The sequence below is a fragment of the Nocardia anaemiae NBRC 100462 genome (assembly GCF_001612725.1).
In the GTDB taxonomy this organism is placed as follows: domain Bacteria; phylum Actinomycetota; class Actinomycetes; order Mycobacteriales; family Mycobacteriaceae; genus Nocardia; species Nocardia anaemiae.
Genome location: NZ_BDAZ01000063.1, coordinates 34081 through 58408 on the forward strand (window position 1 = coordinate 34081; position 24328 = coordinate 58408).

Here is a 24328-nt window from a genome sequence, read left to right on the forward strand (position 1 = left end):
TCGCACCCGTCGGGAGCCCCGCACAAGGTGCCGCTATTTGCGTCGGCGGGTGCGCTTCGGGGGCTCGGGTGGTGGCGGCGGAGGTTCGGCGGGTTTGCCGGTAAATCGGCCGAGGAGAGAGACGCCAGGGAGTTTGGCGAGGGCGTTGAAGAGGTCTTCACCCAAGCCGATCATCGCCTCCAGGCGGGGCAGTAATCGGTCGTAGGCGGCGAAAGCCGGATCCGCCAGCGCGAGGGTGCGGTCCAAGCGATCGATGGTGGAGTTGAGCCGGTCGATGGCGATCGCGAGGCTCTCGATCAGATCCGGGAGCTGGGCCGCCAGCTGCGCCGAGGCCGGTGGCAGCCGCACCGCCGCATCGAAGGCCTGACCAGCGGTAAGCTGTGCGGCATCCAATACTTGACTAGCCGCCGACTGTGCCGCCTCGACCGCCGATTGCGCAGCCGCCAGAACATCGCCGGGACTCGGCACTCGCCCACCCGGCACCTTCGGAGTCGAGGCCTTCCGGCCCCCTCCCTTCGGGGTAGTCATCCCTTCACTCTGCCGCACCCATAGCCCGCGAGGCCGGATATCCCCGACCGATCGGTTTGTGTCGCGTCCGCGACCACTCGCTCACACCGCCGAAGGTATGGACCGCGGCAGTCGGCGTGTCGGTGGTTCGTGGCATAGTTCGAGCACGATGAAACTCAGTAAAGGGGCCAATGCGGCGGTGCCGACTTCCCTTCTTGCCGTGGTTGTTTCATGGCGGTCGGGGCATGCGGTGGATGCGCATGCGTTATTGCTGGCGCAGGCCGGGACGGTGCGCACCGATCGGGATCTGGTGTTCTTCAATGCACCCCGCCACATGTCGCAGGCGGTGACGCTCGATCAAGAACCGGCGCCCGGCACGGCGCGACTGAGCGTGTCGCTACCGCGCACCGAACCTGATGTGGCGCGGATCGTGGTGGCCGGATCGGTCGACGACGGCACCTTCGGCGATATCGCGGATCTGACCCTCACCATCGAGGCCGCGCACGGGCCGATCGCCCAGTTCGAGATCACCGATCCCGATGCGGTGTCGGCAATGATGTTCGGCGAGTTCTATCGCCGTGACGGCCAGTGGCGCTTCCGCGCGATCGGCCAGGGTTGGGCCAGTGGGCTCCCCGGCCTCGTCACCGAATTCGGTGTCGCCATCGAGGATCACGCCGAACCGACGCCCGATCGCTCGCACGTGGAGCGGACAACCATTTACCCAGTGCAGCAACGTGTCTCGACCGGCACGGCGCTGGCCGGTCCCAGGCAGCTCGACAATGCGTCCCGGAGCCAGGACGGCACCCGCACAGACCCGACCGAACAGCACGACCGGCTCGATGCACCGGGCCGACCACGGACCCTCGGCACGAACCGCGCGGATCAGGCTTGGCACCACACCGCCGCGACAGGCCCCCGTGACCGAGCCGCCCATCGCCCGGACTCGGCCGACGAACGACCTGCTCGGCCGCGGCCCGGCAGGCCGGTGGACCTTCAGCGCCAGCGGCACGATGTCGAACCGGTGATACCGGCACCGCCGAATCCCGAACGCGCGGACTGGCATTCGGATCCCGAGAACACCGCACGGATGCGGTGGTGGGATGGGGCCGAATGGACCAGTGCCACGTACGAACAGCGACCGCCCGGCCCACGCAGCTGTGAACGGTGCGGAAATCCCCGGCGCCGCAAGCTGTTCGGTGGTCTCGCGCCGTGCCAGAGCTGCGCGCACGAGATCGAGGAATTCCTGACGCACTGGCATACCCAGGCCTGGCGCGTGCTGACCGCCGCCGGGCCGCGTGGTGCGGAGTGGGATGCGCTGTGGGCGTCGCTGCGGTATCAGCGGATCGATGAGGGTCTGGGCCGGGCAGCGCTGCGGGATGTGGCGCTCACCTATGTGGAACGGCTGGTGGCCTTCGCATTCGCCGATGGCGAAATCGAGCAGACCGAGTTCGAGGCGTTCGAGTACGCGATCGAAGAATTGGCGCTCAGCGGACCGCTGGTCGAGGATCTGCGCAGGCGGATGTATCGCGGCCGCACCCTGTCGCGGTTGCGCGGCGGGGATCTGCCGGTGGTGCGAACGCCCGGCCTGCACCTGGATCCGGAGGAGAAGGTGCACGTCGATCTGCCCGCCGTGCACGTCCGCCAGCTCGCCAGGGGGCCTAAGCTCACCGACGGCAGGCTCATCGCCAGCAATAAGAAGCTGCGGTTCGTCGGTACCGATATCGGCACCGAATTGCCTTGGAACAGAGTGGTTTCGGTGCATGCCGAGCAGCGTTCGGTGGTCGTCGCGGCGACCTCGTCCCGTGGTGGGGCCACCTTCGATGTCGAGGATCCGGATTATGTCGCCGCCGCGCTGGAAGGTGCGCTGCGGGTCGCCAAACGCCTGGTCCTCACGCCCGGCCAGCGCGACACGCGCAGCATCCCGCAGGAGGTCAAGGCCGAGGTGTGGCAACGTGACGGTGGCAAGTGTGTCGAATGCGGCGACGGCCACTATCTCGAATTCGACCACATCATTCCGCTGAGCCGAGGTGGTGCGACGAGTGCGACCAATCTGCAGATCCTCTGCCGCGCCTGCAACCGCGCCAAGGGCGCGCGGATCTGAGGCGGATACCGCATACGATCGCGCACCGGAACACCGATGTGGCGAACACTGCATATGCGATGAAGCACGTTGAGCGGTCCGGCATGTCACCGTAGCGTCCAATACCGAACAGCGCCGTTTGGGAGGATCAATGCAGGTAGCGGTAATCGGCGGAACCGGGGTTCTGGGGGCCTCGGTGGTACGGGAGCTGAACGCACGCGGACATCAGGTCCGCGTGGTGAGCCGAACGGCTCCGGCGGATCGGACTCTGGAGCACCGGTCCGCGGACCTCGCGACCGGCGCGGGGCTGGAATCCGCACTCGACGGCTGCGACACCGTCGTCGACGCGGTCAGTGCCCGCAGCCGGACCCGGTCGGTCATGGTGGACGGCGTGCGCCGACTACTGGCGGCCGAAAAGCAGGCGGGTGTCGGCCATCACGTCGAAATCTCCATCGTCGGTTGCGATCTCGTTCCCTTCGGCTATTACCGCGCGAAGGTGGAACAGGAACAGGTGGTCACCACCGGCGAGATCCCGTGGACGCTCTTGCGCGCCAGTCAATTCCACGAACTCGTGACCGAAATCCTCGCCGCATCGGCACGCTGGCGGCTCGCACCGCGCTCGTCGGCGAAGCTACAGCCGATCGATGTCGACGCCGTCGCGACAAGACTCGCCGACGCGGTGGACAACGGCCCGGCTGGACGCATCCCGGATATCGCCGGACCGACCGTACACACCCTCACCGAACTCGCCGATATCTACCGCGCGCACACCGGCCGCAAACTGCTGCCGCTGCCAGTACCCATTCCGGGTCGCGCCGGACGCGCCCTACGATCGGGTGCGCTCTGCGTGGACGGAAACGGCGACGCGATCGGCGCCGGTTACGCCGAATGGCTGTCCCACCGACTCACTCGCTGACCAACCCGGCCGTGCGACCCAGATCGGCCAGCATCGCATCGAACAGAATCTCCGGATTCGACAGCGGGATCGGATAATTCCCGAACACCTCGAGCGTGACGTGCCCGTAGAGCCTGGCCCAGATCTGGATCATCAGATACGTCACGCCGAGGTCGAGCTTTTCGGCCGGAAATTTCTGCCCGGAGTCCGAAAGCGCTGCCAGCAGCTCGGTTTGGAACAGTACGAGGTCATCGCGCAACTCCGCCGGAATCACATCGGTCGGCGGGGTAACGACATCGTAGGTGGCCAGCAGCCGACCGGCGGCCGCGAGGAAGATCCGTCCGAACGGTTCGTCGAATCGGCGCAGCATGCGTGCGCGGCCCGCGCCCGGCGAGGCGAACACCAGGGTGAATTCCCTGGTGTGCGCCAGCGCCCAGCGCCGAAATCCCTTGCAGATGGCGAAGAACTGCACCGCGCCGTCATCGGGCAGCGTGGCGATCTGCGTGGACAGCTCGGCGGCGAGGTCCTCGCAGAACTCCAGGCGCAGACTCTCCAACAGGTCCTCGCGCGAGTTGTAATACCGATACAGGGCGGGCGCGGTGATGCCGAGTTCACGCGCGATCGCCCGCAGCGTGACCGCGTCGGGACCGTGCTCGACCAGCAGTGCGCGCGCCACCCGGCGGATATCCGCATCCGAAACCACCGGTGCCCGCCCGCGCGGCTTGGACCTGTTCATGAAGGAATTCAAGCGTATTCGACTTCCCAGCGCTTGATGCCGTTCAACCAACCCGAGCGCAGCCGCACCGGATCGGAGACCTGGCGCAGGTTCGGCATCACATCGGCGATGGCGTTGAACATCAGATCGATCTGCAGCCGGGCCAGGTTGGCGCCGACGCAGTAGTGCGTGCCGGTGCCGCCGAAGCCGACGTGCGGGTTGGGGTTGCGCAGCACATTGAAGGTGAACGGATCCTCGAATCCGTCTTCGTCGAAATTGGCCGAACTGTAGAACAGCCCGAGGCGCTGTCCCTTCTTGATCTCCTGGCCGCCGACCTCGGTGTCCTGGGTGGCGGTGCGCTGGAATGCGGTCACCGGGGTGGCCCAGCGCACGATCTCATCGGGCGCGGTGCGTGGCCGTTGCTGCTTGTAGAGCTCCCACTGGTCCGGGTTGTCGACGAAGGCCTTCATGCCGTGGGTGATCGAATTGCGGGTGGTCTCATTGCCCGCGACCGACAGCAGGATCACGAAGAACGCGAACTCGTCCGAGCCCAGGTTCTCACCGTTGATATCGGCATTGATCAGCTGGGTGACGATGTCGTCGGCCGGGCATTTGCGCCGCTGTTCGGCCATATTCCAGGCGTAGCCCATGACCTCGGCGGTGGCAGCGTGGTGATTGCCGTCGAACTCCGGATCGTCGTAGGAGATCATCTGGTTGGTCCAGTCGAACAGCTTCTTGCGGTCGTCCTGCGGCACCCCGATCAGTTCGGCGATGGCCTGCAGCGGCAGTTCGCAGGCGACCTGTTCGACGAAGTCGCCACGACCGGTCCGCTTGGCCTCGTGCACGATTCGGGCCGCACGCTCGGTGAGCGCCGCGCGCAGGCTCTCCACCGCGCGCGGTGTGAAGCCCTTGGAGATGATGCGGCGGGTCTTGGTGTGCTGCGGCGGATCCTGGTTCAGCATCAGCATATTGCCGAGCATGTCGATCTGCTCGCGGGTGGTTTCCTCGTTGAACCGGATGATCGCGGTGTTCTCGTGCGAGGAGAACACCTCCGGATTCTTCGAGATCTCCTTGATGTGGTCGAGCTTGGAGATGACCCAGTAGCCGCCGTCATCGAAGCCGCTGGCCCGCCCGGACTGCGCGCACCACCAGACCGGGGCGGTCCGGCGCAGCTCGGCGAATTCCTGGATGGGCAGGCGGGTGGACAGCAGATCTGGGTCGGTGAAGTCGAATCCCGCGGGAATCGATGGCGTGGTCACGGTCACGGCTATCTCCTACCGGTCTGACTCGGGCGGGCAGACCTCACGACGTTGTGTGGACACGTTCCGAAGCAGATAAAACCACACATTCGGCAGTTTGTGAATAGTGTTTAGTAAACCCCGTTAACTCAAGTTTTCGACAGCGGTGCGGCCGCTCGCGAGAAATAGCTATTAGCTATGAGTGCCTTTATTGATCGCTTATCGCGAAACTGTGGACGCGACCGAGCGGACCGGCCTGTAATGGGGACGCAACAGTTCGGAGGTCCCCATGCCCAGCCTGTACGAGCACGCCGGTGGCGACGAGGCATTGCATCGTGTCGAAGAAGCCTTCTACGACAAGGTGCTCGCCGATCCGGTGCTGAAAACCCAGTTCACCGAACGCCGCCCGACGCATGTCGACCATCTCACCTGGTTCACCGCCGAATCCTTCGGCGGCCCAGATCATTTCACCCGCAACCTCGGCTTCGACTACATCATCGCCGTGCACCGCGGCCTCGAAATCACCGACGAGCAGCGCGAGCGCTTCGCCGAGCTGTATCTGGCGGCGTTCGAGGAGGCTGGGCTATTCGACGATCCCGCCTTCCGGGACGCGGTGCGCGAGCATGCCGAATTCGGCGCCCAAGTGGCACAGCAGAATTCGCATGCCAAGTCCGACGACGAACTGCACCCGATCCGCGCGGTGCCGCACTGGACCTGGGACGGCGACGACTGATCGCCGCCTATCCCGTCACGCGCGCCACCAGAGCCAATATCAGAAACGGCACGGTGGCCGAGACATCGGCCGTCTGATCCTCGGGTGTGCCGCGGGTATGCGCCGCGACCGCGAAACTGTCGCCGAACGACGCCGAGGCCACCTCCAGCGGTCCACTGTCGGACCAGCCCCATTTGCTGCCCTTTACGCCCGGCAGCCGTGCGGTCCCCCAATCCTGTGCGGTGCCGTCGGCCGCCTGCTCACCCGCCGCTGCCATCCAGCCGAAGATCGGCGAACCAGGTTCGGTGCGCTTCTTGGTGGCCAGGAAAGTGGCCACATCCGCGGTGCTGGTGTACGACATGCCCCAGGCCGGGCCCGATTTGGTAGCGGTCAGGCGGTACTCCGCCGCGATGGCGTCGATCGCCTCCGGATACTTCGCACCGAGTGCGTCGGCGGCGGAGTCGTCGGAATAGCGAATCATCCGCTCCGCCAAGGCCAGATCCGTCGCCGACCCGTCGCCCCGATGCAGCGCGTAGTCGACCATATAGAGCTTGACCAGCGACAACCCGGTGCGCATCTCGTATTCGTTGCTGGTGCCCCACTGGACGCCGGGCAGCACCGAACGGAAGGAGAACGCGGTTCGCGACGGCACGGCGTCCTCACCACCCACCTCGGCCGCGGCAACCGGCGCGGCGAATACCAGCACCGCCGTCGCAGCGACCGCGATCGGGAAAGTCAAGCGGCCCATAGTTTCTCGCCCTCCTACGGCACTGCGGTCAGGACGGGCGGATGCCGATCCCGTCGAATCACCTTCACCCGACTCGGTTCAGACTCGGGGGTCGCCAGCGCCCATCGAGCGCGCGTTCCTCGGGCACGTACAGGCGAAGCGCAAGCCGGAAGGTGCCGGTTTCCGGGATGGGCAGCCAATTGCCGTCTGGCACATCACTTCCCGGGTCAGCGGCCTGGATGGCGAGTTCCACCGAGCCGTCCGGCAGCGGTACGACCGGACGCTGATGACCGACCGAGTAGATGCCCGCCGGGTTCGGCACCAGATAGCGTTCGGCGGTATACGCGGTCAGCGACCAGAACGCCCGCGCGGGCGGAGTCTCGCCCGGGGGAAAATGCAGCCGGTAGTTGCGCGGCGCACCCTGCTCCCCCGCATTCGCGCTGATCTCCGGATAGACGGCGTCTTTGGGAAGATTCGCGCCGAGCGCGGTCCACGCGGTCGAGGCACGCAATGAGTAGTCGGTGCCATAGGCGCCGAGATTCGTCGCGAAACCCCAGCCGTTCTCACGTCTGGCCTTCGGATTGGCGTAGTCCGGTATGCGCATCTGACCCGCCGCCACCGCCGCGTCGAGATCGGCGACCGGCGTACCGTCGATCGTGCCGCCCGGCCGGATGCCGATCTTCGAAAACCGCTGCAGCGCTGGGGCATCGTCGGGGGCAGGCGGGTTGGTGAGCATGAGGGCGCACAGCCGCTCGAAGAAGGTGCGCCCATCCATCCGGGCCACCTGCTGCGGAGGCGAGATCGGCGTGGACATATCGGGATCGATCACCGGGGTCGGTCGCTCACCGCGTAGCCAGGCGCTCAGCGGTGCGAGCCGCACCTGCTGCTGCACACTCTGGGCGGCGGCGAGATCGGTCTGATTGCGCAGTTCGATGCGACCGATCAGCCATGCGGTGTCGGTGGGCATCGCGAGTCTGGTCAGGTTATCCGGCAGCGCGCCAGACCAATTGGGGCCCGTGATCACGTACCCGTACGGCGGGTCCTGACCGGGGGGCAACTGCGGTGCGACACTGCTCGGACTGTGCGTGGTGTTGGTCCAGGCGTCCAGGATCTGCATGATCCAGTACCGGTCACCGTCCATTGCCGGAACCTGCAGCACCACCGGTTCGGCACCGAGGTCGAGCCAGGCTGTGGCATAAAGGGTGTCGATATTCGGCATGACAACGGCGGTCATCCTCGGATTTACCGCACCGATGGCCGCCATCCGATTGGCGGGTACGGCGGTGGTATTCGTCCGCAGCGTGACATCCATCAACACCAGCGGAAATCCATAGATATAGGCGTCGGTCGCGACCGAACGCGGATCACTCGGGGGCACGCTGCCGGAACTCTCCGCGCTACCGGAATCCGTCGATTTGCCGCACGCGACCAGGCCCGCGCCCGTAACGGCACCGGCCAGCAGCACTGATCGCCGCGACATACTCATGCCTTCTCCCTACTTTCCCGATCAGGTCGGACAACTTCGAGAGAGATCAGCCGGAGTATAGCCACATATTTGCCATAAACCGGGCAAGCGGCGATGCGGCCGGGTTTTCGCCGATCAGCCGGTGCCGAGAATCGAATTCATAATCGTGCCCGCACTGGTGGCGACGACACCGCCGATCATGGCTCCGGCCACCATCTTCGGCGACTGCATCGCGCCGCCGCTCCATTTCTCCCAGGCGAACCGGCCGCCCGCATAAATGATGCTGATTATCCCGGACAGCAGGGCAAACCAGGTCAGATAGCGCACCATCTGCAGCAGCTTGTCCGATAGCGGCGGAGCTTGCGGCGTCGGATTCTGGATCTGCGCCAACGTCGCATAGGCATCGCCGATCGACATCAGATAGATGTTCATCGTCTACTCCTCGACTATCACGCCCTCTCCATGATCCGCACAACGAGTGGTCTCGCAAGGTCGCGGAGATCGTGACTGCATGGTCGCCGAGAAACCGATACCATCTCGGAGAGCGAGTTAACCCCCTTGTCCCGCATCCAGAATGAGCAACACGAGATGATCCTGGCCACCGTTTACGACACTTGGGCGCAGATCGGTAATCCCACCCCTGAAGCCCCTCCGGTGTCGGACAAGATTCTTCAACTGGTCCGCTACTTCACCTGGTTCGTGCTGCTCGCGGGCATAGTCGCGATCATCTACGCGGGTGGCCGCTTCGCCTGGGAGAAGTGGACCGGCGGCGGTCTGGAATCGCCGAAGATGGTGGCGGGAGCCATGATCGGCGGCGTGGTGGCCACCAGTGCGGGCACCATCATGAACGCCGTCATCGGCTGAATCCGCGACTTCGACTGCGTACCGGCACGATTCAGCGCAGGATGCCCGCCTGCCCGGCCGCCCGTAGCCAGTCCGGGAATTCGCCGAGCAGTCGGGCATACAACTGCGCGTCGTCCACCTGGTCTATGTCGTCGAGGGCGAAGAAGCCCGCGTTATCCACGACCCGATCCGACATCTCGTCGAGGGTGCGCAGCAGACCGTAGTTGGCCCTGCCGAGCCCGACGAACTGCCAGAAGGCGGGCAGCCGGGACGCTTCGCGCATGAGTGCGGCGATTTCACGCTTCTTCGCGAAGCCGCCGTCGGTGAAGAACAGCACCAGGGTCGGCGCATCGCCGGGGCGCAGCGAGGCGATGATGTCGCGCATGATCGGCAGTTCGTCATTGCGGCCACCGATCCTGGCGTAGTCGATGCCCTGGTGAGTGCCGGTGAGGTGCAGGAAGGTCTGGGCCCACGCCTCGCCGTGCTCGACGGTGATATCGGGCAGTTTCGCGAAGGACAGCGCGTAGAGGTAGGCCTCCAGCGTGCCGTCCTCGTCGAGCTGGGTGGCCACCGGGATCATCCGCTGCACAACGCGATGCACGACCTGTTTGCTGTATTGCCTGCTCATGCTGAGGGTTTTGTCGATGACCAGGATGACGCGTGCGCGAATTCCGAAGGCGTTCTTGTTGATCAGCACCTTGGCTACTTCGCGTTTGCGCAGGTCGAGCTTGGCGCGCTTCTCGAAGGAAAGTTTGGCTTCGCCGGGTACGGTGCGGACCTCCGGCGTGGCGGTGGGCGCGGGCTCGTCGTCCACGCTGACCCCATGGTCGGTGACAAGCGCGGCGAATCCCCCCGCATAGCCCTGCCCGACCGCGCGGACCTTCCACTCGGAATTGCGCCGATACAGTTCCAGTGCGATAACGACGGATTCGCTGTCGAGTCCGTCGATCACGTACTCGTAGAGCGCATTCCCGGACGCGTCGGCGACGGTGGCAACCGGTGCCGCGAATTGTCCGAAGGTTGCCCCGGATTCGCCCAATGTGATCACCACCCGGATTTGGGCAATGTCGGCCGGGACATGAGCCGGGGCAACGGCCAGCGCCGCAGGCGTTCCCGACCGCAGCGCGACGCCGGGGGCCTGCGGCTGATTGAAGAAGACGAAATCGGCGTCGGTGCGAACGCGGCCCGCTTCGGTCACCAATAGTGCCGAAACATCGGCGGGGGCGATAGACCGCACCGAGACAACGACATTCGATGCCGCGAGCGCACCATTTTGGCCCTTGACGAGTGAGATGCCCACCGCGACTCCTTGCCGTACCCTGATCGAACCGTACAGAGTACGCGTCTCACAGACCCCTGAGCAGTGTCAACACATCCAATGCCGTTTCGACGGAATCGCTGAGCAGTCGGATCTCCGCGGCGGTCGGGTCGTGCAGTCCGGGATCCTCCAGGGCCAGACCATTGCCGTAGATCACCACGTTGTATCCGAGATCAGCGGCCCGCAGCAGTGGACCGGTCGCCACGCCCGCGCCGAGCAGCAGATCCAGACCCTCGCCGACGAAATAGAACCGCCACAGCGGACCGAGATCGCCGTTGTAGATCTCCTTGGTCCGATCGATGATCACCTGACCGGAGGCGGCGATCGCGTCGACGATCTCGAAGTAGTCGGGCGCGTTCTCCGGCCTACTCGCAACCGTCGCGACGGAATACGCGAGATCCACGTTCAAATGCGCGTTGTAGCCCGCCATGGCGATGCGGGCGGGCGATACCTCGCACCGGCGAGCGAGCTCGAAATACCGCGCCCACTGCGGCTCGACCGGCGCGCCGGTGAAGGCCGCGTGCACATTGACCAGGAACCGCCGCAGCAATTCCAGGCTGATCGCATGCGCGTACTCCGGATCCTGGAACGCGCCGGGATCACGCTGCAATGGCATTACCGCCACCTGCTCGACACCGTCGAGACCGAGCGGAAACAGCCCGCGCCGATCCCGGTGCGCGACCAGGATCTCGGTTATCTCATGATGGCGCGCGACCGCGGTCTCCAAGCGCTGCAACGCATCTCCGGTCAATGTGCTGGTATCGGAGAGTTGCGCGATGGTGTCGAGTTCATCCGCCGATAGCGGGGTGCCGCAGAACCCCGGATCAACCGGCTGCGCGACGGCCATCGGCGTCAATCCGGCCGACATCGCGGCTATCGTGGTGATCAACCCGAGGACGGCCGTTCGCAAGGAAGCTCGCACCGCCGAAGTCTAAGCGCGCTCGATGCGGCGCAGATCGGCGGCATCGACACAGGCGAAATGGAATTCGCGCGTACACTCATGGGTCGCCTGCTGCCGCTTGCCACCCAGCATCTTGGGCGCTGCCTGTTTCGAATTCCCCTCCATGCCGTTCATTTCGTATGACGGCGGTGCGCTATGAGACCCACAATTCAATGGGCGACACCCGGCGCGGGCTTCGAGCGCGACCAGCCGAAGGTCAAGGCTACGGCGCGCTTCCAGTTGTCGTATTCGTCTTCGCGGTGGGTGGGGTCCATTTGGGGGATCCATTGTCCGGCGAGGCGCCAATTGCTCCGCAGGCCTTCGAGGTCGGGCCAGTATCCGACGGCAAGTCCGGCGGCGTAAGCGGCTCCGAGGGAGACGGTTTCGGCTACGAAGGGGCGCATGACGGGGACATCGAGGACGTCGGCGACTATCTGCATGAGCAGGTTGTCGGATGTCATGCCTCCGTCGACGCGCAAGGTGCGGGCGTGCAGGCCGGAGTCGGCGTTCATGGCGTCGACGACTTCGCGGGTCTGCCAGGCGGTCGCCTCGAGGACGGCGCGGGCGAGGTGGCCCTTGTTGATGTAGGAGGTCAGGCCGATGACGAGCCCCCGTGCGTCACTGCGCCAATGCGGTGCGTAGAGACCGGAGAAGGCTGGCACGATATAGCAGCCGCCGTTGTCTTCGACTGTGCGAGCGAGGGTTTCGATTTCAGGCGCACTCGACACCAAGCCGATATTGTCGCGTACCCACTGCACCAGCGATCCGGCGACCGCGATCGGGCCCTCCAGCGCGTACACGGGTTCGGCCTCGATCTGATAGCCGATCGTGGTGAGCAGACCGTGTGAAGACTGCACCAGTTCACGCCCGGTGTTCATCATCAGAAAACCGCCGGTGCCGTACGTGCATTTGGTTTCCCCACGGGCGAAACAGGTTTGGCCGAATAGCGCGGCGTGCTGGTCGCCGAGTGCGGCGGCGATCCTGATGCCGGGCACAACACGGCTGGTCGTCCCGTAGGACGCGGTCGATGGCTGAATGCTCGGCAACATCGCGGCGGGAATTCCGAAGAAGTCGAGCAATTCCCGATCCCAAGCGAGGGTGGTGAGATTCATCAGCAGCGTACGGCTGGCATTGGTGACATCAGTGCGATGCACACCGCCGTCCGCACCGCCGGTCAGATTCCAGATCAGCCAGGTCTCCATGGTGCCGAACAGCACCTCGCCGCGCTCGGCCCGATCCCGCAGTCCCGGAATGCTGTCCAGCAGCCAACGCAGCCGCGGCGCGGCGAAATAACCCGCCAGTGGCAGGCCGCACAATTCACGGATTCGTTCCGCACCCGGCTTGCTGTCGAATTCGCGCACGATGTCATCGGTGCGCACGTCCTGCCAGACGATCGCCCGCCGGATCGGCACACCGGTCCGGCGATCCCATACCACCGTGGTCTCGCGTTGGTTGGCGATGCCGATGGCCACAACCTGTTCGGCCGCGATACCGGAATCCCGCAATGCCTGCGGGACGATCCGCTCGACATTGCGCCAGATCTCCATCGCATCCTGTTCGACCCAGCCCGGGCGCGGATAGTGCTGCTGATGTTCGCGCTGGGCGACACCGGCCAGGCGCGCACGCTGATCGAACAGGATGCACCTGGTCGAGGTGGTGCCCTGGTCGATCGCCAGCACATAGCGTTGCGACATCGCCTGCCTTCTATCGGATGGAAATTCGGTTCGGTGAAGGGTGATTCGGGCCGAGTTCGGCGAACTCAGTGCCCGGCAACGAGATCGCGGGATATCGCGTGCGCGGCGTCGCGCACCTGATCGACCAGTCTCGGCCGATGCCGCAGCTGCGGATCACAGAGCCGGTCGACCCGCCCGCTGATCCCGACCGCGCCGACCACCAGCCCGCCGTGCGTGCGGATCGGCGCCGCGATACCGGCCACGCCGGATCGGAACTCCTCGATCTCCCCCGACCAACCGGACTGCCGAACCGCCGCGAGCGCCCGGGTGAGCGCCGCCCGGTCGACGATCGTGCGCCGGGTCAGCCGTGCCAACTCACCGGCACGGACCACGGCGGCCAACTCGGCGTCATATGCGAGCAGCACCTTACCCAGCGCGGTCGCGTGCGACGGCAGCAGTTCCCCGACCTCGAGCGTCTGTTCGGTATTGTCCGGGCGGAAGACATGGTGCACGATCGCCACGTCTCCTTCCGCCGCCGCTGCGATTCGCACCGACTCACCCGTGCGCGCGGCCAAGGCATCGGCCCAGTTGATCGCCCGCGAGCGTAGCTCGTTGTTATCGAGATAGCTGGTCCCGAGATGCAGAACGGCCGCACCGAGCTGGTATTTGCCGCTGGCCTGATCCTGTTCGACGAATCCGACGCTCTGCAGCGTGCGCAGGATACCGTGCGCGGTCGGCTTGGCCAGATTGAGCGCACCCGCGATCTCACCGACCCCGAGGCGGCCGGAACCCCGAGCGAGCAGCTGTAGGACAGCCGCCGCTCGTTCGATCGATTGGATCGGGCCCGGCATACGCCGAAACATATCCGGAACCTGCCAGTTCGACAATGTCGAATACGCAGGAACCCGCGAGCAACACTCGCGCTACGCGGTGTGACCTGCGTCATGGTGACCTCCATGGTCGCTGGACAGTAGTGGTGGCGCAGGGCGACGGCCACCACAGCCATTCGGCATTGTCGAACGCGAGCTATGTCCGGTTCGGCAAACCCGTCGTAGCGTCTGCGCCAGTTGCCGCAACCGCGGCTGGTATTTCAGACGGAGGCTCAACGGTGAACTTCGGCTCGGTATTCGTAAGCGAGGCACTCGGCACAGGGACCCTGGTGCTGCTCGGTGTCGGCGTGGTCGCGAATGTGTTGCTGACCAAATCAAAGGGGTACGACGGCGGCTGGCTGCTGATCAATATGGGATGGGGTCTCGGCGTCATGGCCGGGGTGTATGTCGCCTACAAATCGGGCGCCCACCTCAATCCCGCGGTCACCATCGGCATTCTCTTCAGCGGCGCGGACGAGTACGCGCCCGGTATCGGTATCTCGGTCATCAGCACGATCGCCTATCTGGGCGGGCAGATGGCCGGCGCCTTCCTCGGCGCGAATCTGGCCTATCTGGCCTATAAACGGCACTTCGACGCCGAGACCGATGAGGACAAGAAGCTGGCGGTCTTCGCCACCGGGCCCGCCATCCGTGCCCTGCGGTGGAACCTCGCCACCGAGGTGATCGGCACATTCGTCCTCGTTCTGGTGATCATCGCGTTCGGCCACACCCCGACCGGATTGGGGCCGGTCGCCGCGGCACTGCTGGTCGTCGGCATCGGCGCCTCGCTCGGTGGCCCGACCGGTTACGCCATCAATCCGGCCCGTGACCTCGGGCCACGCATTGCGCACGCGCTGCTGCCGATCGGCAAGCCCGCGCCGGTGCAGCCCGCACGAGTCCCGGTCGCGGCGGGTGCGGGATATGCCGAAGATCTGCCCGAACGCCCCATCGAACCCCGTCGCAAGAACTCCGACTGGTCCTATGCCTGGGTTCCCGTACTCGGCCCGCTGGCTGGTGGTGTGCTCGCCGGAATCGCCTCGCAATTCCTGTTCTGAATCTTCTTCCCCCATGCGTTTTCGAAAGGATAGCGATGAGCCAGTATGTCGGCGCCATCGATCAGGGCACCACGAGCACGCGCTTCATGGTGTTCGACCACGGCGGCAATGAGATCGCCCGGCACCAGCTCGAGCACGAGCAGATCCTGCCGCGCGCGGGGTGGGTGGAGCACAATCCGACCGAGATCTGGGAGCGCACCCGTTCGGTCATCGTGTCCACCCTGAACAAGGCGAATCTCGTCGCGAGCGATCTGGCCGCGGTCGGTGTGACCAATCAGCGCGAAACCACCGTGGTGTGGAATCGCCGGACCGGGCGGCCGTATTGCAATGCCATCGTCTGGCAGGACACCCGCACCGACAAGATCGCCGCCGAACTCGAACGCGCGGGTCACGGCGACATCATCCGCCGCAAAGCCGGATTGCCGCCCGCCACCTATTTCTCCGGCGGCAAGTTGCGCTGGATCCTGGACAACGTTCCCGGCGTCGCCGCCGATGCCGAGCAGGGCGAGGCGATCTTCGGCACCACCGACACCTGGCTGCTGTGGAACCTGACCGGCGGTATCGACGGCGGCGCGCATGTCACCGATCCGACCAACGCCAGTCGCACCATGCTGATGGATCTGGAAACCTGCGACTGGGACGACGAACTGCTATCCCTGTTCGGGATCCCGCGCGCGATGCTGCCGACCATCGCCCCCTCGTCCAATCCGGAACTGTTCGGCAAGACCAGGTCCGACGGCCCGTTCGGGGGCGAGGTGCCGCTGGCCGGTGTGCTCGGCGATCAGCAGGCCGCCACCGTCGGTCAGGTGTGTTTCCGTCCGGGCGAGGCCAAGAACACCTACGGCACCGGAAACTTTCTGCTGCTCAATACCGGAACCGAGATCGTGCGCTCACAGCACGGTCTGCTCACCACCGTCGCCTACCAGCTCGGGGACAACAAGCCGGTGTATGCGCTGGAGGGTTCGATCGCGGTCACCGGTTCGGCCGTGCAATGGCTGCGCGATCAGCTCGGCGTCATTTCCGGTGCGGCACAAAGCGAATCGCTGGCCAGGCAGGCCGAGGACAACGGTGGGGTGTATTTCGTACCCGCGTTCTCCGGACTGTTCGCACCGTATTGGCGTTCGGACGCGCGCGGCGTCATCGTCGGCCTGTCCCGCTACAGCACCAATGCCCATCTCGCGCGGGCCACGCTGGAGTCGATCTGCTATCAAACCCGCGATGTCGTCGAGGCCATGGAGGCCGATTCCGGTGTTCGCCTGGACACTTTGCGCGTGGACGGCGGCGTCACCGCGAACGAATTGTGCATGCAGTTGCAGGCCGACTTCCTCGATGTGCCGGTCTCGCGGCCGGTGGTCGCCGAGACCACCGCACTCGGCGCGGCCTATGCCGCCGGATTGGCCGTCGGATTCTGGAGCGACACCGACGAACTCGTACAGAACTGGCACGAGGACAAGCGCTGGACCCCCACCTCGACCCAGGAGCAGCGCGAACGCGGCTATGCCCGTTGGAAGAAGGCGGTCTCGCGCACCCTCGACTGGATCGACGTGGACGACTAACCCCTCGGCCCGAATCTCGAAGACCTAGTAGTGCTGAAACAAGGAGACATACCGTGTCCGCGCGTTTGGACTCGAATTACCGCATCAATGCCTTGAACACATTGGGCGACAACGAAATCGACGTACTTGTTATCGGCGGCGGTGTGGTCGGAGCAGGTGCCGCCCTCGATGCCGCCGCCCGTGGCCTTACCGTCACCCTGGTCGAGGCACGGGATTTCGCGGCGGGCACCTCGAGCCGATCCAGCAAGCTCATCCACGGCGGCCTGCGCTATCTGGAACAACTCGACTTCTGGCTGGTGCGTGAGGCTTTGAAGGAGCGCGGCCTGCTGCTGCACCGGCTCGCCCCACATCTGGTGCGCCCGGTCTCGTTCCTGCTGCCACTGCAGCACCGGGTCTGGGAGCGCGCCTACATCGGCGCGGGTGTCGCACTGTACGACACCATCGGCGGGGCCAGGGCGCTGCCCATGCACCGACACCTTTCGCACACGCGCGCAATGGAATTGGCGCCCGCACTGCGCGATGACGTGATGATCGGCGCGATCCGCTACTTCGACGCACAGGTCGACGATGCCCGGCACACCATGACCATCGCCCGCACCGCCGCCCAGCACGGCGCGACCGTACTCACCCGCACCAAGGTCACCGGACTGCTGCGCGACGGCGAGCGGGTGATCGGCGCACAAGTCACCGATATGGAAAGCGGTCGCGAATACACCGTGCGCGCCCGCCGGGTGATCAGCGCGACCGGCGTCTGGACCGACGAGATGAACAAGATGACCGGCGTGGATTTCCCGTTCCACGTACGCATGTCGAAGGGCGTGCACATTCTGGTCCCGCGCGAGCGGCTCGACCTGGATACCGGTCTGATCATGCGCACCGAGAAGAGTGTGCTGTTCGTGATCCCGTGGGCACGGCACTGGATCATCGGCACCACCGATACCGATTGGGCGCTGGACAAGAGCCATCCGGTGGCCAGCGATGCCGATGTGCAGTACATCCTCGATCATATGAACGCCGTGCTGCGAGAGCCTTTGTCCCGCAACGATATTGTCGGCACCTATGCCGGTCTGCGTCCGCTGCTGTCGGGCGCGTCCGCCGATACCGCGACGCTCTCGCGCGAACATGCGGTGGCGGAACCGGTTCCGGGCCTGTTCGTGATCGCGGGCGGCAAGTACACCACCTACCGTGTGATGGCCGCCGATGTGGTGGACGCGGCCGTCAAGGGGCTCGGTCGCGCGGCCGCACCGTCGGTGACCGAACATCTGCCGCTGCTCGGCGCCGTCGGATACCAGGAGCTGGCGGCCGATGTGGACAGCGTCGCGCAGCGGGCCGGTCTGTCCGTCGCGACCGTCGAGCACCTGCTCGGTCGCTATGGGTCGGGCGTATCCGAGGTGTTCGAGGTGGTCGCCGCCGAACCGGAATTGGCCGAGCCGCTGCCCGGTGCCGGTGCGTACCTCGGCGCCGAGGTCGTCTACGCGGTGACCCATGAGGGCGCACTGCATCTCGACGATGTCCTGACCCGCCGCACCCGCATCTCGATCGAGACCGCCGACCGCGGCTTGACCGCCGCCCCCGCGGTGGCCTACCTCATGGGCGCCCGACTCGGCTGGGATGCCGCGACCACCGATCGCGAAATCACCCGCTACCGCGAGCGGGTGCAGGCGGAGTTGGCCGCCAACCAGGCCGCCGACGACGAGTCGGCCAACGCAGCGCGGTTGGTCGCCGTCACCTGACTCCCCCGGCGCGCGGTACGGATTCGTACCGCGCGCCGTCCGGCGTCAGATGTCGGAGCCGCCGTAGGACTCGGGCGTCGATTCGTCGGTCTCCAACTGCTCATCCTGCGGATGTTCGTCGGCATGCGTCGGTTTGCTGTGCTCGTCCGCGAAGTCACCCTCGGCGTTCTCGGTTGTCCGCGGATCGATCTTTCGTCCGGTCATGCTCGCCGTATACCCGGCAGCGGGCTCGGCAAATTGCCATCGCGCGTTTTCATCCGAAAGGTCGATTGTTCCGAATGTAGGTAAGTAGACATCGACGTTCGGAATGAGGTTATTCATGGGCACACCTAAGCCCGCCGCTCGGCTTCGCCCCATCTGTCAACGTACCGCCGCACTCGCCTTGGCCAGTGCGGTTCCATTGTCCGTCATCCTCATCGGCACCGCACCCGCGACCGCTGAACCACAAACACACGGCAATCCGACTCCATACGGATTCGTTGCCGAGCCATCGGCTCCGATCGACGCACCCTTACCACTGTGGAGCGCCACCGCATTCGTGGCCGACCCGGACCCCGCAGCGCCCGCCGATAACGCGGCGCAGCCGGATCTGGTCCCACAGCCATCCGCCGCCCCTACCAACCGGATCAGCGTCGGCAATATCCAGATCGATCGCCCGGACTGGATCTCGCCCGAACAGGCCACCCAGATCAACGACGCGTCCGCCGGTACCGAAGCCGCACTGTCCCAAGGCCTTCAGTCGGTCGGCGTCGAACGCGCTCGTTCCGACCATATCGCCGATGCCGTGGTCGGTGACGCGATCGTCGGCGCGGCGGTGGGCGCCACCGTGTCGACTCCGCTCGCGGCCACCAGTGCGGTCGTCGGCGCGGTCTCGGGTCTCGTCGCCGGACTCGTCTTCGCCCCCGCGGGGCTGGTGGTCGTACCCGTCATCGGCGCGGCCATCGGCTACGCGGTGATCGCCGCACCGTTCGCCGCGGCTGGCGCGGCAGTTGGTGCAGCGGTCGGCGCGATCGACGGCGCCGTCTCCCCGATACCGCCACAGGAACAACTGACAACCCCATAAACGCACGTTGCGGGCGGGGTGCCGCTGTGCGGCACCCCGACAACGATCTAGTCCAGGAAAACCGGCAGTGTGCGGTGTCCGTTCGAAATGAAACTGCCGACCGGCGCCAATTCCGCCGGATCCACGGCCAACCGCATATTCGGGAACCGCTCGAAGATGGCCGGGAGAGCGATGGTCGCCTCCAGCCGGGCGAGCGGGGCGCCGATGCAGTGGTGCGCGCCGTGCCCGAAGGACAGATGTTCCTTATTGACCCGGTGCAGGTCGAACGTCGCTGCGGTGGCGCCGTGCAGATTCGGATCGCGGCCCGCGGCGGCGTAGGACGCGAGAATGGCCTCCCCCTTGGGAATTCGGATCTCACCGAGCTCGATATCCTCGACCGCGTAGCGCAGCGGCAGGTGCGCGACCGGTGCCTCGTAGCGCAGCGTCTCCTCCACAAGATCCGACCACGGCACCCGGCCCTCGACCAGATCCGCGCGCTGTTCCTGATGGGTGAGCAGAATGAAGATCGCCTGGTCGAGCAGGTTGACCGTGGTCTCGTGACCGGCATTGATGACCAGCATCAGGGTGTCGACGAGTTCCTTCTCGCTCAGCTGCGAGCCGTCGTCCTCGTCGCGGGTGGCGATGAGGACACTGGTGACATCGTCGCCAGGGGTCTCGCGCCGGTAGGCGACGAGTTCGCTGACCAGGCGGTACATCTCGAGGTAGTTGGCCTGTGCTTCCTCCGGGCCGAACGAGGTGTCGAAGAAGCCGTCGACGCATGTGCGCAGACCGGGTCCGAGATGTTCGGGCACACCCATCATTTCGGTGATGATCTCGATCGGCACCGGATAGGCGTAACCCTCGCGCAAATCGGCCACCTCGCCCTTCGGGGTGGCCGCGAGCGCGTTCAGCAGCCCCTCGGTGATCGCCTCGATGCGCGGACGCAGCGCCGTGGTGCGACGGTGGGTGAATGCGGGCGAGACCAGCTTGCGCAGGCGGCGGTGGTCGGTGCCGTACGCGGTGAACATGTTGTCGACCGCGACCCAAGGAAGCAGCGGCCACTCCTCGGTGATCTCGCCGTTGATGAACGAAGTCCAGTGCTGCCGTGCGTCTTTCGATACCCGCGGATCGGCGAGCAGACTCTTGAGCACGGCGGCATCGGTCACCGACCATGCGGGCACGCCACCGGGCAGGGCGACCAGCGCGACCGGCCCGCGCTCCCGGATCCGCTCGTTCTCGCCTTGGATATCGGCGCCGGTCAGATCCAGGACCAGCGGTTCATGCTCCATCGTTATCTCCTTCAGAAGACGGGCAGTGGAGGGGACTTGGGGAAGACGACCGGCAGTGCCGCCAGTGCCCGGTGGAACGGGCCGGGCCGCCAAGTCAATTCGTCCGCGGGCACGGCGAGTTCCATCTCGGGCAGTGCGTCGAGCAGCTGATCGATGGCGTCCTGAACAACCAGGTAGGCAACGGATTTCGCGGGGCAGGCGTGCGGCCCGGCACCCCAGGCCAGATGCGAGCGGTTGCCGGTGCGATCGCCGCCGCGGATCGCCGGATCGTTATTGCAGCCCGAAAGGCTGACCACGACCGGCTGATGGGCGGGCAACCAGGTGTTGTCGATCAGGATCGGCTGGCGCGGGTAGGTGATGCTGAAGTTGGCCATCGGCGGGTCGTTGAACAACACCTCGTCGAGCGCGTCGCGGGTGGAGAGGCTACCGCCGAGCATTTCGCCACCGAACCGGTCGTCGGTGAGCATCAACAGCAGCGTGTTCGTGATCAGATTCTGCATCGGCTCGATGCCCGCGCCGTAGAAACTGATGAGCTGACACAGCATTTCGGTATCGTCGAGCTTGGAGGGGTGGTGGGCCATGCGCGAGGTGACATCGTCACCGGGCTCGGCCCTGCGTAGCTGCACCAACTCCAGCAACGCCTCGCTGAGCATCGCCATACCGGCGGCGGCCTCGACGGTGTCGAAGAGCATCGCCATACCGGTCGCGACCCGCTGCCCCAATTCCGCTGAGCAGCCGACCAGCTGGTTGATGACCTCGAAGACGACCGGCAGCGCGTACTGGGTGACCAGGTCGACCTCGCCCGCCTCGCAGAAGGAGTTGATCACCGGGATGGCGATCTTCTCGACCGTCGAATGCAGTTCGTGCAGGTCGATTCCGTCGATGCTGCCGGTATACGCCTGCCGGTAGCGGGCATGGGCCGCACCGGCATTGCGTAGGGCGTTCGGGTACCACATCATCATCGGCTTGACGGGTGAGTCGTCGGGAACCGTCTGCTCCCAATGCCGCGGATCCGCCGGAAAGTGTTCCGGATCATTGAGGATTCGCACCGCGGTCTGATACCCGACCACCAGGGTGGCGGGCACGCCCGGCGCCAACTCCATCGGCACCAGCGATCCGTACTGGCTGCGAGCCTCCCGATAGGCCCGATGCGGATCGGCCGCGAACTCCGGAGTATGCAACAGCACTCGGGGTTCGGCGGCATCGAGGGGTGAGCCGTGCAGGGCGGGGCAGACTCCGGTCGCGGTGGCGTGGGTGGACGATGACGTGGTCAAAGGCGTGACTCCAGACGTTGGATCAGCAAGGTGGCCAGGATCAATGGAAGCACCGCGGCGATAACACAGCCAGCGGCCACAGCACTCAGTTCAGCCCTCCTCGCGACGCCGACCGTATGTGACCCCGGCCATGAGGTCCGCGTCGAGAACTCGAACCATGGCGAGGCAACCACAGCCGACTGCGGTCACCCCACAGTCCCTGTAGGACAGGCGATTTCGACGCACAATCACCAGACGCCCTACCAGCCGCCGAGAACTCGACGACCCGCCCACGTTATCAGCATCCGGAAGAACTCTCTCCAGATCCGTCCGCAACGCAAGCACGCCGACCGTGAACCCCTCGCAACCGGCAAATATGTTGAGCTGCTATGGATCACATTGCTGATCGACGCTCGACGAGCGATCGTTCCATGCCCACACTCTTGACGGCAGTTGCACACCGGGTGTGCTGCTCGACGGGCGCTGCTCGGGGCCGATCAGTCGGCGCTCGGAAGTTTCGCCTCACCCGCAGTCTGGCGGACGGCGGTTTCGAGGAGTTCGGTGAGTTGGGTTGCGGGGACCGGGATGCCAGGAGTTTGTCGGGTCCACCGGAGAAAGGCGTCGACATCCATTGCTGGGATTTCGCCGAGGTAGGGGCGGATGTATGCCGGGGTGTTCGGTTCGGTGCGCCAACTGTCGGTCAGTGGACCGATGTCCACTGCGTCGTAGCCGAGGAGGTTCAGAAGGTAGGTCGCCTCGGCTTTGGCTGACGCGTTATCGCCTGCGATGGGGAGGGCGCTGCGGTCGGTGGCGTCGGCGGGGCGGGCGAGGGACAGCAGCTGGTGCGGGGTGATCGTGTTGAATGCCTTGACCACATGGGAATCCGCGAGGTGTCGCTGGATGAGGGCGCTGGAAGTCGATGCGCCGGTGTCCAGTTCGGTCAGGTGGCCGTCTCGTTCGGGGTAATAGTTGGCCGTATCCAGAACCGTCTTTCCGGCCAGCGCTGCCGCGGGGAGCTTTTGAAAGGCCATCAGCGGAATCGCCAGCACCACAAGGTCTGCCGCACGTGCCGTTTCCGCTGGTGTAGCCGCTCGGGCCCGCCCGCCCAGTTCGGCGACGAGGTCGGCGAGGGTCTCGGGACCTCGCGAATTACTGAGGACGACATCGAGGCCTGCCGAGATGGCCAGGCGGGCAATGGAACTACCGACCATTCCGCTGCCGATGAGTCCGAGCGTTCGGTGCACGGCTTATCTCCCTTCATTGGTGTGGGTGCCGCCTGACAGCGTGGATCCGCCACGGCCGTACAACCAGACCTGTGTGCTGCGTACTCACCGCGTGATCACCAACGACGACGGAGGTCGCCCCGCAGGGTTGTCGAGCGGACGACCGGACCGAGCTCAGCGCGCCGAGCCCGCCTGCGCCGCAGGACGTCGGGCTGCGTGACAGCGGCGGAATGCGCCGAACCGCCAACAGATTTGGTGGCCTGCCGCTGTGAGCGCGACGGGCCGCGGAGATGAACCGGAGTTTGCTCCCAACGGCATCGGCTGTCGCGCGGATCCGTCCGATCGCCGCGGGCCGGGCTAGTCCGCCCGCGCTATTCGCAGACCTGGTGGGAGAACCCGAATTCAACGGTGACGGCCGCCCGTGCCGGGGCGAATCGGTTGTACGGTATGCCGGGTGTGAAGGCGAAGACCGAGACGTGCTCGTTCTGGCGATCCAGCCACCAGCCCGCGGTGCGGCAGGCGCGCCAGCGGGTGCCGCTCCAGTCGGCGAGCCTTTCCTCGCCCGCGGAACCGAATGTCCAGCCGCCGGAATCACCCAGATGAGCGAGCACGCGCCCGGCCACCTGATCATCGGGCGTGCCGTCGGCGGCGGCGACGGCGAGGGTGCGGTGGCAGGAGGGGCCCGAGTCGGAGTCCTCGCAGCTGGTCGTGTCGTCGACGACCGTTAGGCCAGCGGGCAGGGGTAGCAGCAGTTCGGCGTCGGGGGTCGCGACGGCCTTGCCTCCGTAGGCTGGGGCGATCGCGAAGACGCCGAGGTCGCCCAGCACGAAGAACAGCAGCACGAACAGGGCCATTACGCCGTACAGCCCGCCGAGGACCCGGCCGATCCACTGCCGCACCCCGCCACCGTCGGTATCGGCCCAATCCCAGATCAGTCCCGCCAGCAGCACCACGACACCGGCGGCGATCATCAGCACCTCGAGACTGTGCTGATAGTGGCGCACTCGCCAGCCCCCGAACGCCACACCCAGCTCGGCCACGGTCAGCACCGCCAACACCGCACCCACGCGCCACCGGGTGCGGGGCGCGCGCGCCGCGAGTAACCAGCAGGCCAACGGCACCAACAAGATCAGCCGAAACACGTCGCCAGTCTAAAAGTGGCTGCGCCGGTGACCATTCGGCTTCGATGATGCGT

24 protein-coding genes are annotated in these 24328 nt (G+C 65.7%); 8 read left to right on the top strand and 16 right to left on the bottom strand.

Annotated elements, in window-relative coordinates; translation table 11 throughout:
- Positions 1–33 precede the first annotated feature (33 nt).
- The gene (locus tag NA5_RS30765) at positions 34–528 is read right to left on the bottom strand and encodes a hypothetical protein (RefSeq protein WP_062992369.1); all 495 of its coding nucleotides are present in this window, start codon (positions 526–528) and stop codon (positions 34–36) included.
- 148 nt (positions 529–676) lie between these two features.
- On the opposite strand from NA5_RS30765, the gene NA5_RS30770 reads away from it, so the two are divergent.
- Both NA5_RS30770 and NA5_RS30775 read left to right on the top strand, forming a co-directional pair.
- Positions 677–2608: a TerD family protein gene (locus NA5_RS30770; protein ID WP_063813697.1), complete on the top strand. Its 1932-nt coding sequence runs from the start codon at positions 677–679 to the stop codon at positions 2606–2608.
- 130 nt (positions 2609–2738) lie between these two features.
- Positions 2739–3503 carry an SDR family oxidoreductase gene (locus NA5_RS30775; RefSeq protein WP_062992371.1) on the top strand — a complete coding sequence of 255 codons (765 nt, stop codon included), beginning with the start codon at positions 2739–2741 and terminating at the stop codon, positions 3501–3503.
- On the opposite strand, the gene NA5_RS30780 is transcribed toward NA5_RS30775, so the two are convergent.
- Positions 3493–4218 carry a TetR/AcrR family transcriptional regulator gene (locus tag NA5_RS30780; RefSeq protein WP_062992373.1) on the bottom strand — a complete coding sequence of 242 codons (726 nt, stop codon included), beginning with the start codon at positions 4216–4218 and terminating at the stop codon, positions 3493–3495. The two genes, NA5_RS30775 and NA5_RS30780, sit on opposite strands and share 11 nt — an antisense overlap.
- Before the next feature lie 8 nt (positions 4219–4226).
- Complete coding sequence (locus NA5_RS30785; RefSeq protein WP_062992469.1) at positions 4227–5456, bottom strand: cytochrome P450; 1230 nt, start codon at positions 5454–5456, stop codon at positions 4227–4229.
- Between the two features lie 268 nt (positions 5457–5724).
- Between NA5_RS30785 and NA5_RS30790 the strand changes: the two genes are divergently transcribed.
- Positions 5725–6168 carry a globin domain-containing protein gene (locus NA5_RS30790; protein ID WP_062992375.1) on the top strand — a complete coding sequence of 148 codons (444 nt, stop codon included), beginning with the start codon at positions 5725–5727 and terminating at the stop codon, positions 6166–6168.
- 7 nt (positions 6169–6175) lie between these two features.
- On the opposite strand, the gene NA5_RS30795 is transcribed toward NA5_RS30790, so the two are convergent.
- The 3 genes from NA5_RS30795 to NA5_RS30805 form a co-directional block, all read right to left on the bottom strand.
- Complete coding sequence (locus tag NA5_RS30795; RefSeq protein WP_062992377.1) at positions 6176–6895, bottom strand: hypothetical protein; 720 nt, start codon at positions 6893–6895, stop codon at positions 6176–6178.
- A gap of 64 nt (positions 6896–6959) precedes the next feature.
- Positions 6960–8360 (bottom strand): DUF1254 domain-containing protein, encoded by a 1401-nt coding sequence (locus tag NA5_RS30800; RefSeq protein ID WP_062992379.1) that lies wholly within the window; start codon positions 8358–8360, stop codon positions 6960–6962.
- Positions 8361–8474: 114 nt separating this feature from the next.
- Positions 8475–8771 carry a hypothetical protein gene (locus NA5_RS30805; RefSeq protein WP_062992381.1) on the bottom strand — a complete coding sequence of 99 codons (297 nt, stop codon included), beginning with the start codon at positions 8769–8771 and terminating at the stop codon, positions 8475–8477.
- A 156-nt stretch (positions 8772–8927) separates the two neighbouring features.
- Between NA5_RS30805 and NA5_RS30810 the strand changes: the two genes are divergently transcribed.
- The gene (locus NA5_RS30810) at positions 8928–9203 is read left to right on the top strand and encodes a hypothetical protein (RefSeq protein ID WP_062992471.1); all 276 of its coding nucleotides are present in this window, start codon (positions 8928–8930) and stop codon (positions 9201–9203) included.
- A 31-nt stretch (positions 9204–9234) separates the two neighbouring features.
- Here the strand turns inward: NA5_RS30810 and NA5_RS30815 are convergent, their stop codons facing one another.
- The 5 genes from NA5_RS30815 to NA5_RS30830 all read right to left on the bottom strand — a co-directional run bounded on the left by NA5_RS30815 (position 9235) and on the right by NA5_RS30830 (position 13964).
- Complete coding sequence (locus tag NA5_RS30815) at positions 9235–10482, bottom strand: vWA domain-containing protein (RefSeq protein WP_157110723.1); 1248 nt, start codon at positions 10480–10482, stop codon at positions 9235–9237.
- A gap of 46 nt (positions 10483–10528) precedes the next feature.
- On the bottom strand, positions 10529–11422 hold the full coding sequence (locus NA5_RS30820) for a DUF5995 family protein (protein ID WP_245672474.1): 894 nt from the start codon (positions 11420–11422) through the stop codon (positions 10529–10531).
- A 9-nt stretch (positions 11423–11431) separates the two neighbouring features.
- Positions 11432–11575, bottom strand: coding sequence for a hypothetical protein (locus tag NA5_RS40800; protein ID WP_157110724.1), 144 nt, complete (start codon positions 11573–11575; stop codon positions 11432–11434).
- Positions 11576–11610: 35 nt separating this feature from the next.
- On the bottom strand, positions 11611–13134 hold the full coding sequence (gene glpK, locus NA5_RS30825) for a glycerol kinase GlpK (protein ID WP_062992383.1): 1524 nt from the start codon (positions 13132–13134) through the stop codon (positions 11611–11613).
- Positions 13135–13199: 65 nt separating this feature from the next.
- Positions 13200–13964 (bottom strand): IclR family transcriptional regulator, encoded by a 765-nt coding sequence (locus NA5_RS30830; protein ID WP_062992385.1) that lies wholly within the window; start codon positions 13962–13964, stop codon positions 13200–13202.
- Between the two features lie 257 nt (positions 13965–14221).
- Here NA5_RS30830 and NA5_RS30835 point away from each other — a divergent pair, with 257 nt between their 5' ends.
- Genes NA5_RS30835 through glpD form a run of 3 tightly spaced genes read left to right on the top strand, consistent with a single transcriptional unit; the run spans position 14222 to position 18326 of the window.
- A complete protein-coding gene (locus NA5_RS30835) occupies positions 14222–15037 on the top strand; it encodes an MIP/aquaporin family protein (protein ID WP_062992387.1) in 816 nt (271 codons plus the stop codon).
- A 35-nt stretch (positions 15038–15072) separates the two neighbouring features.
- Entirely contained in the window at positions 15073–16593 is a 1521-nt protein-coding gene (gene glpK, locus NA5_RS30840) for a glycerol kinase GlpK (RefSeq protein ID WP_062992389.1), read from the top strand.
- Positions 16594–16646: 53 nt separating this feature from the next.
- A complete protein-coding gene (glpD, locus tag NA5_RS30845) occupies positions 16647–18326 on the top strand; it encodes a glycerol-3-phosphate dehydrogenase (RefSeq protein ID WP_084484550.1) in 1680 nt (559 codons plus the stop codon).
- A 45-nt stretch (positions 18327–18371) separates the two neighbouring features.
- Here glpD and NA5_RS40805 read toward each other — a convergent pair whose 3' ends face one another.
- On the bottom strand, positions 18372–18530 hold the full coding sequence (locus tag NA5_RS40805) for a hypothetical protein (protein WP_157110725.1): 159 nt from the start codon (positions 18528–18530) through the stop codon (positions 18372–18374).
- Positions 18531–18645: 115 nt separating this feature from the next.
- Between NA5_RS40805 and NA5_RS30855 the strand changes: the two genes are divergently transcribed.
- Complete coding sequence (locus NA5_RS30855; RefSeq protein ID WP_157110726.1) at positions 18646–19389, top strand: hypothetical protein; 744 nt, start codon at positions 18646–18648, stop codon at positions 19387–19389.
- A 47-nt stretch (positions 19390–19436) separates the two neighbouring features.
- Here the strand turns inward: NA5_RS30855 and NA5_RS30860 are convergent, their stop codons facing one another.
- From NA5_RS30860 to NA5_RS30875, 4 genes are all read right to left on the bottom strand, one after another.
- Entirely contained in the window at positions 19437–20657 is a 1221-nt protein-coding gene (locus NA5_RS30860) for a cytochrome P450 family protein (RefSeq protein WP_062992395.1), read from the bottom strand.
- Positions 20658–20668: 11 nt separating this feature from the next.
- Complete coding sequence (locus tag NA5_RS30865) at positions 20669–21931, bottom strand: cytochrome P450 (RefSeq protein ID WP_062992397.1); 1263 nt, start codon at positions 21929–21931, stop codon at positions 20669–20671.
- 476 nt (positions 21932–22407) lie between these two features.
- Positions 22408–23154: an NADPH-dependent F420 reductase gene (locus NA5_RS30870; RefSeq protein WP_062992399.1), complete on the bottom strand. Its 747-nt coding sequence runs from the start codon at positions 23152–23154 to the stop codon at positions 22408–22410.
- Positions 23155–23504: 350 nt separating this feature from the next.
- A complete protein-coding gene (locus tag NA5_RS30875; protein WP_062992400.1) occupies positions 23505–24275 on the bottom strand; it encodes a hypothetical protein in 771 nt (256 codons plus the stop codon).
- Positions 24276–24328: the final 53 nt, after the last annotated feature.

Excerpts from the sequence above, each read along its gene's own strand:
- NA5_RS30770 (WP_063813697.1), top strand. The coding sequence starts at position 677 with ATGAAACTCAGTAAAGGGGCCAATGCGGCGGTGCCGACTTCCCTTCTT.
- NA5_RS30830 (WP_062992385.1), bottom strand. The coding sequence starts at position 13,964 with ATGCCGGGCCCGATCCAATCGATCGAACGAGCGGCGGCTGTCCTACAG.
- NA5_RS30790 (WP_062992375.1), top strand. The coding sequence starts at position 5,725 with ATGCCCAGCCTGTACGAGCACGCCGGTGGCGACGAGGCATTGCATCGT.
- glpK (WP_062992383.1), bottom strand. The coding sequence starts at position 13,134 with ATGTCGCAACGCTATGTGCTGGCGATCGACCAGGGCACCACCTCGACC.
- NA5_RS30780 (WP_062992373.1), bottom strand. The coding sequence starts at position 4,218 with ATGAACAGGTCCAAGCCGCGCGGGCGGGCACCGGTGGTTTCGGATGCG.
- NA5_RS30795 (WP_062992377.1), bottom strand. The coding sequence starts at position 6,895 with ATGGGCCGCTTGACTTTCCCGATCGCGGTCGCTGCGACGGCGGTGCTG.
- NA5_RS30800 (WP_062992379.1), bottom strand. The coding sequence starts at position 8,360 with ATGAGTATGTCGCGGCGATCAGTGCTGCTGGCCGGTGCCGTTACGGGC.
- NA5_RS40805 (WP_157110725.1), bottom strand. The coding sequence starts at position 18,530 with ATGACCGGACGAAAGATCGATCCGCGGACAACCGAGAACGCCGAGGGT.
- glpK (WP_062992389.1), top strand. The coding sequence starts at position 15,073 with ATGAGCCAGTATGTCGGCGCCATCGATCAGGGCACCACGAGCACGCGC.
- NA5_RS30860 (WP_062992395.1), bottom strand. The coding sequence starts at position 20,657 with ATGGAGCATGAACCGCTGGTCCTGGATCTGACCGGCGCCGATATCCAA.
- NA5_RS40800 (WP_157110724.1), bottom strand. The coding sequence starts at position 11,575 with ATGAACGGCATGGAGGGGAATTCGAAACAGGCAGCGCCCAAGATGCTG.
- NA5_RS30810 (WP_062992471.1), top strand. The coding sequence starts at position 8,928 with ATGATCCTGGCCACCGTTTACGACACTTGGGCGCAGATCGGTAATCCC.
- NA5_RS30805 (WP_062992381.1), bottom strand. The coding sequence starts at position 8,771 with ATGAACATCTATCTGATGTCGATCGGCGATGCCTATGCGACGTTGGCG.
- NA5_RS30765 (WP_062992369.1), bottom strand. The coding sequence starts at position 528 with ATGACTACCCCGAAGGGAGGGGGCCGGAAGGCCTCGACTCCGAAGGTG.
- NA5_RS30775 (WP_062992371.1), top strand. The coding sequence starts at position 2,739 with ATGCAGGTAGCGGTAATCGGCGGAACCGGGGTTCTGGGGGCCTCGGTG.
- NA5_RS30855 (WP_157110726.1), top strand. The coding sequence starts at position 18,646 with ATGGGCACACCTAAGCCCGCCGCTCGGCTTCGCCCCATCTGTCAACGT.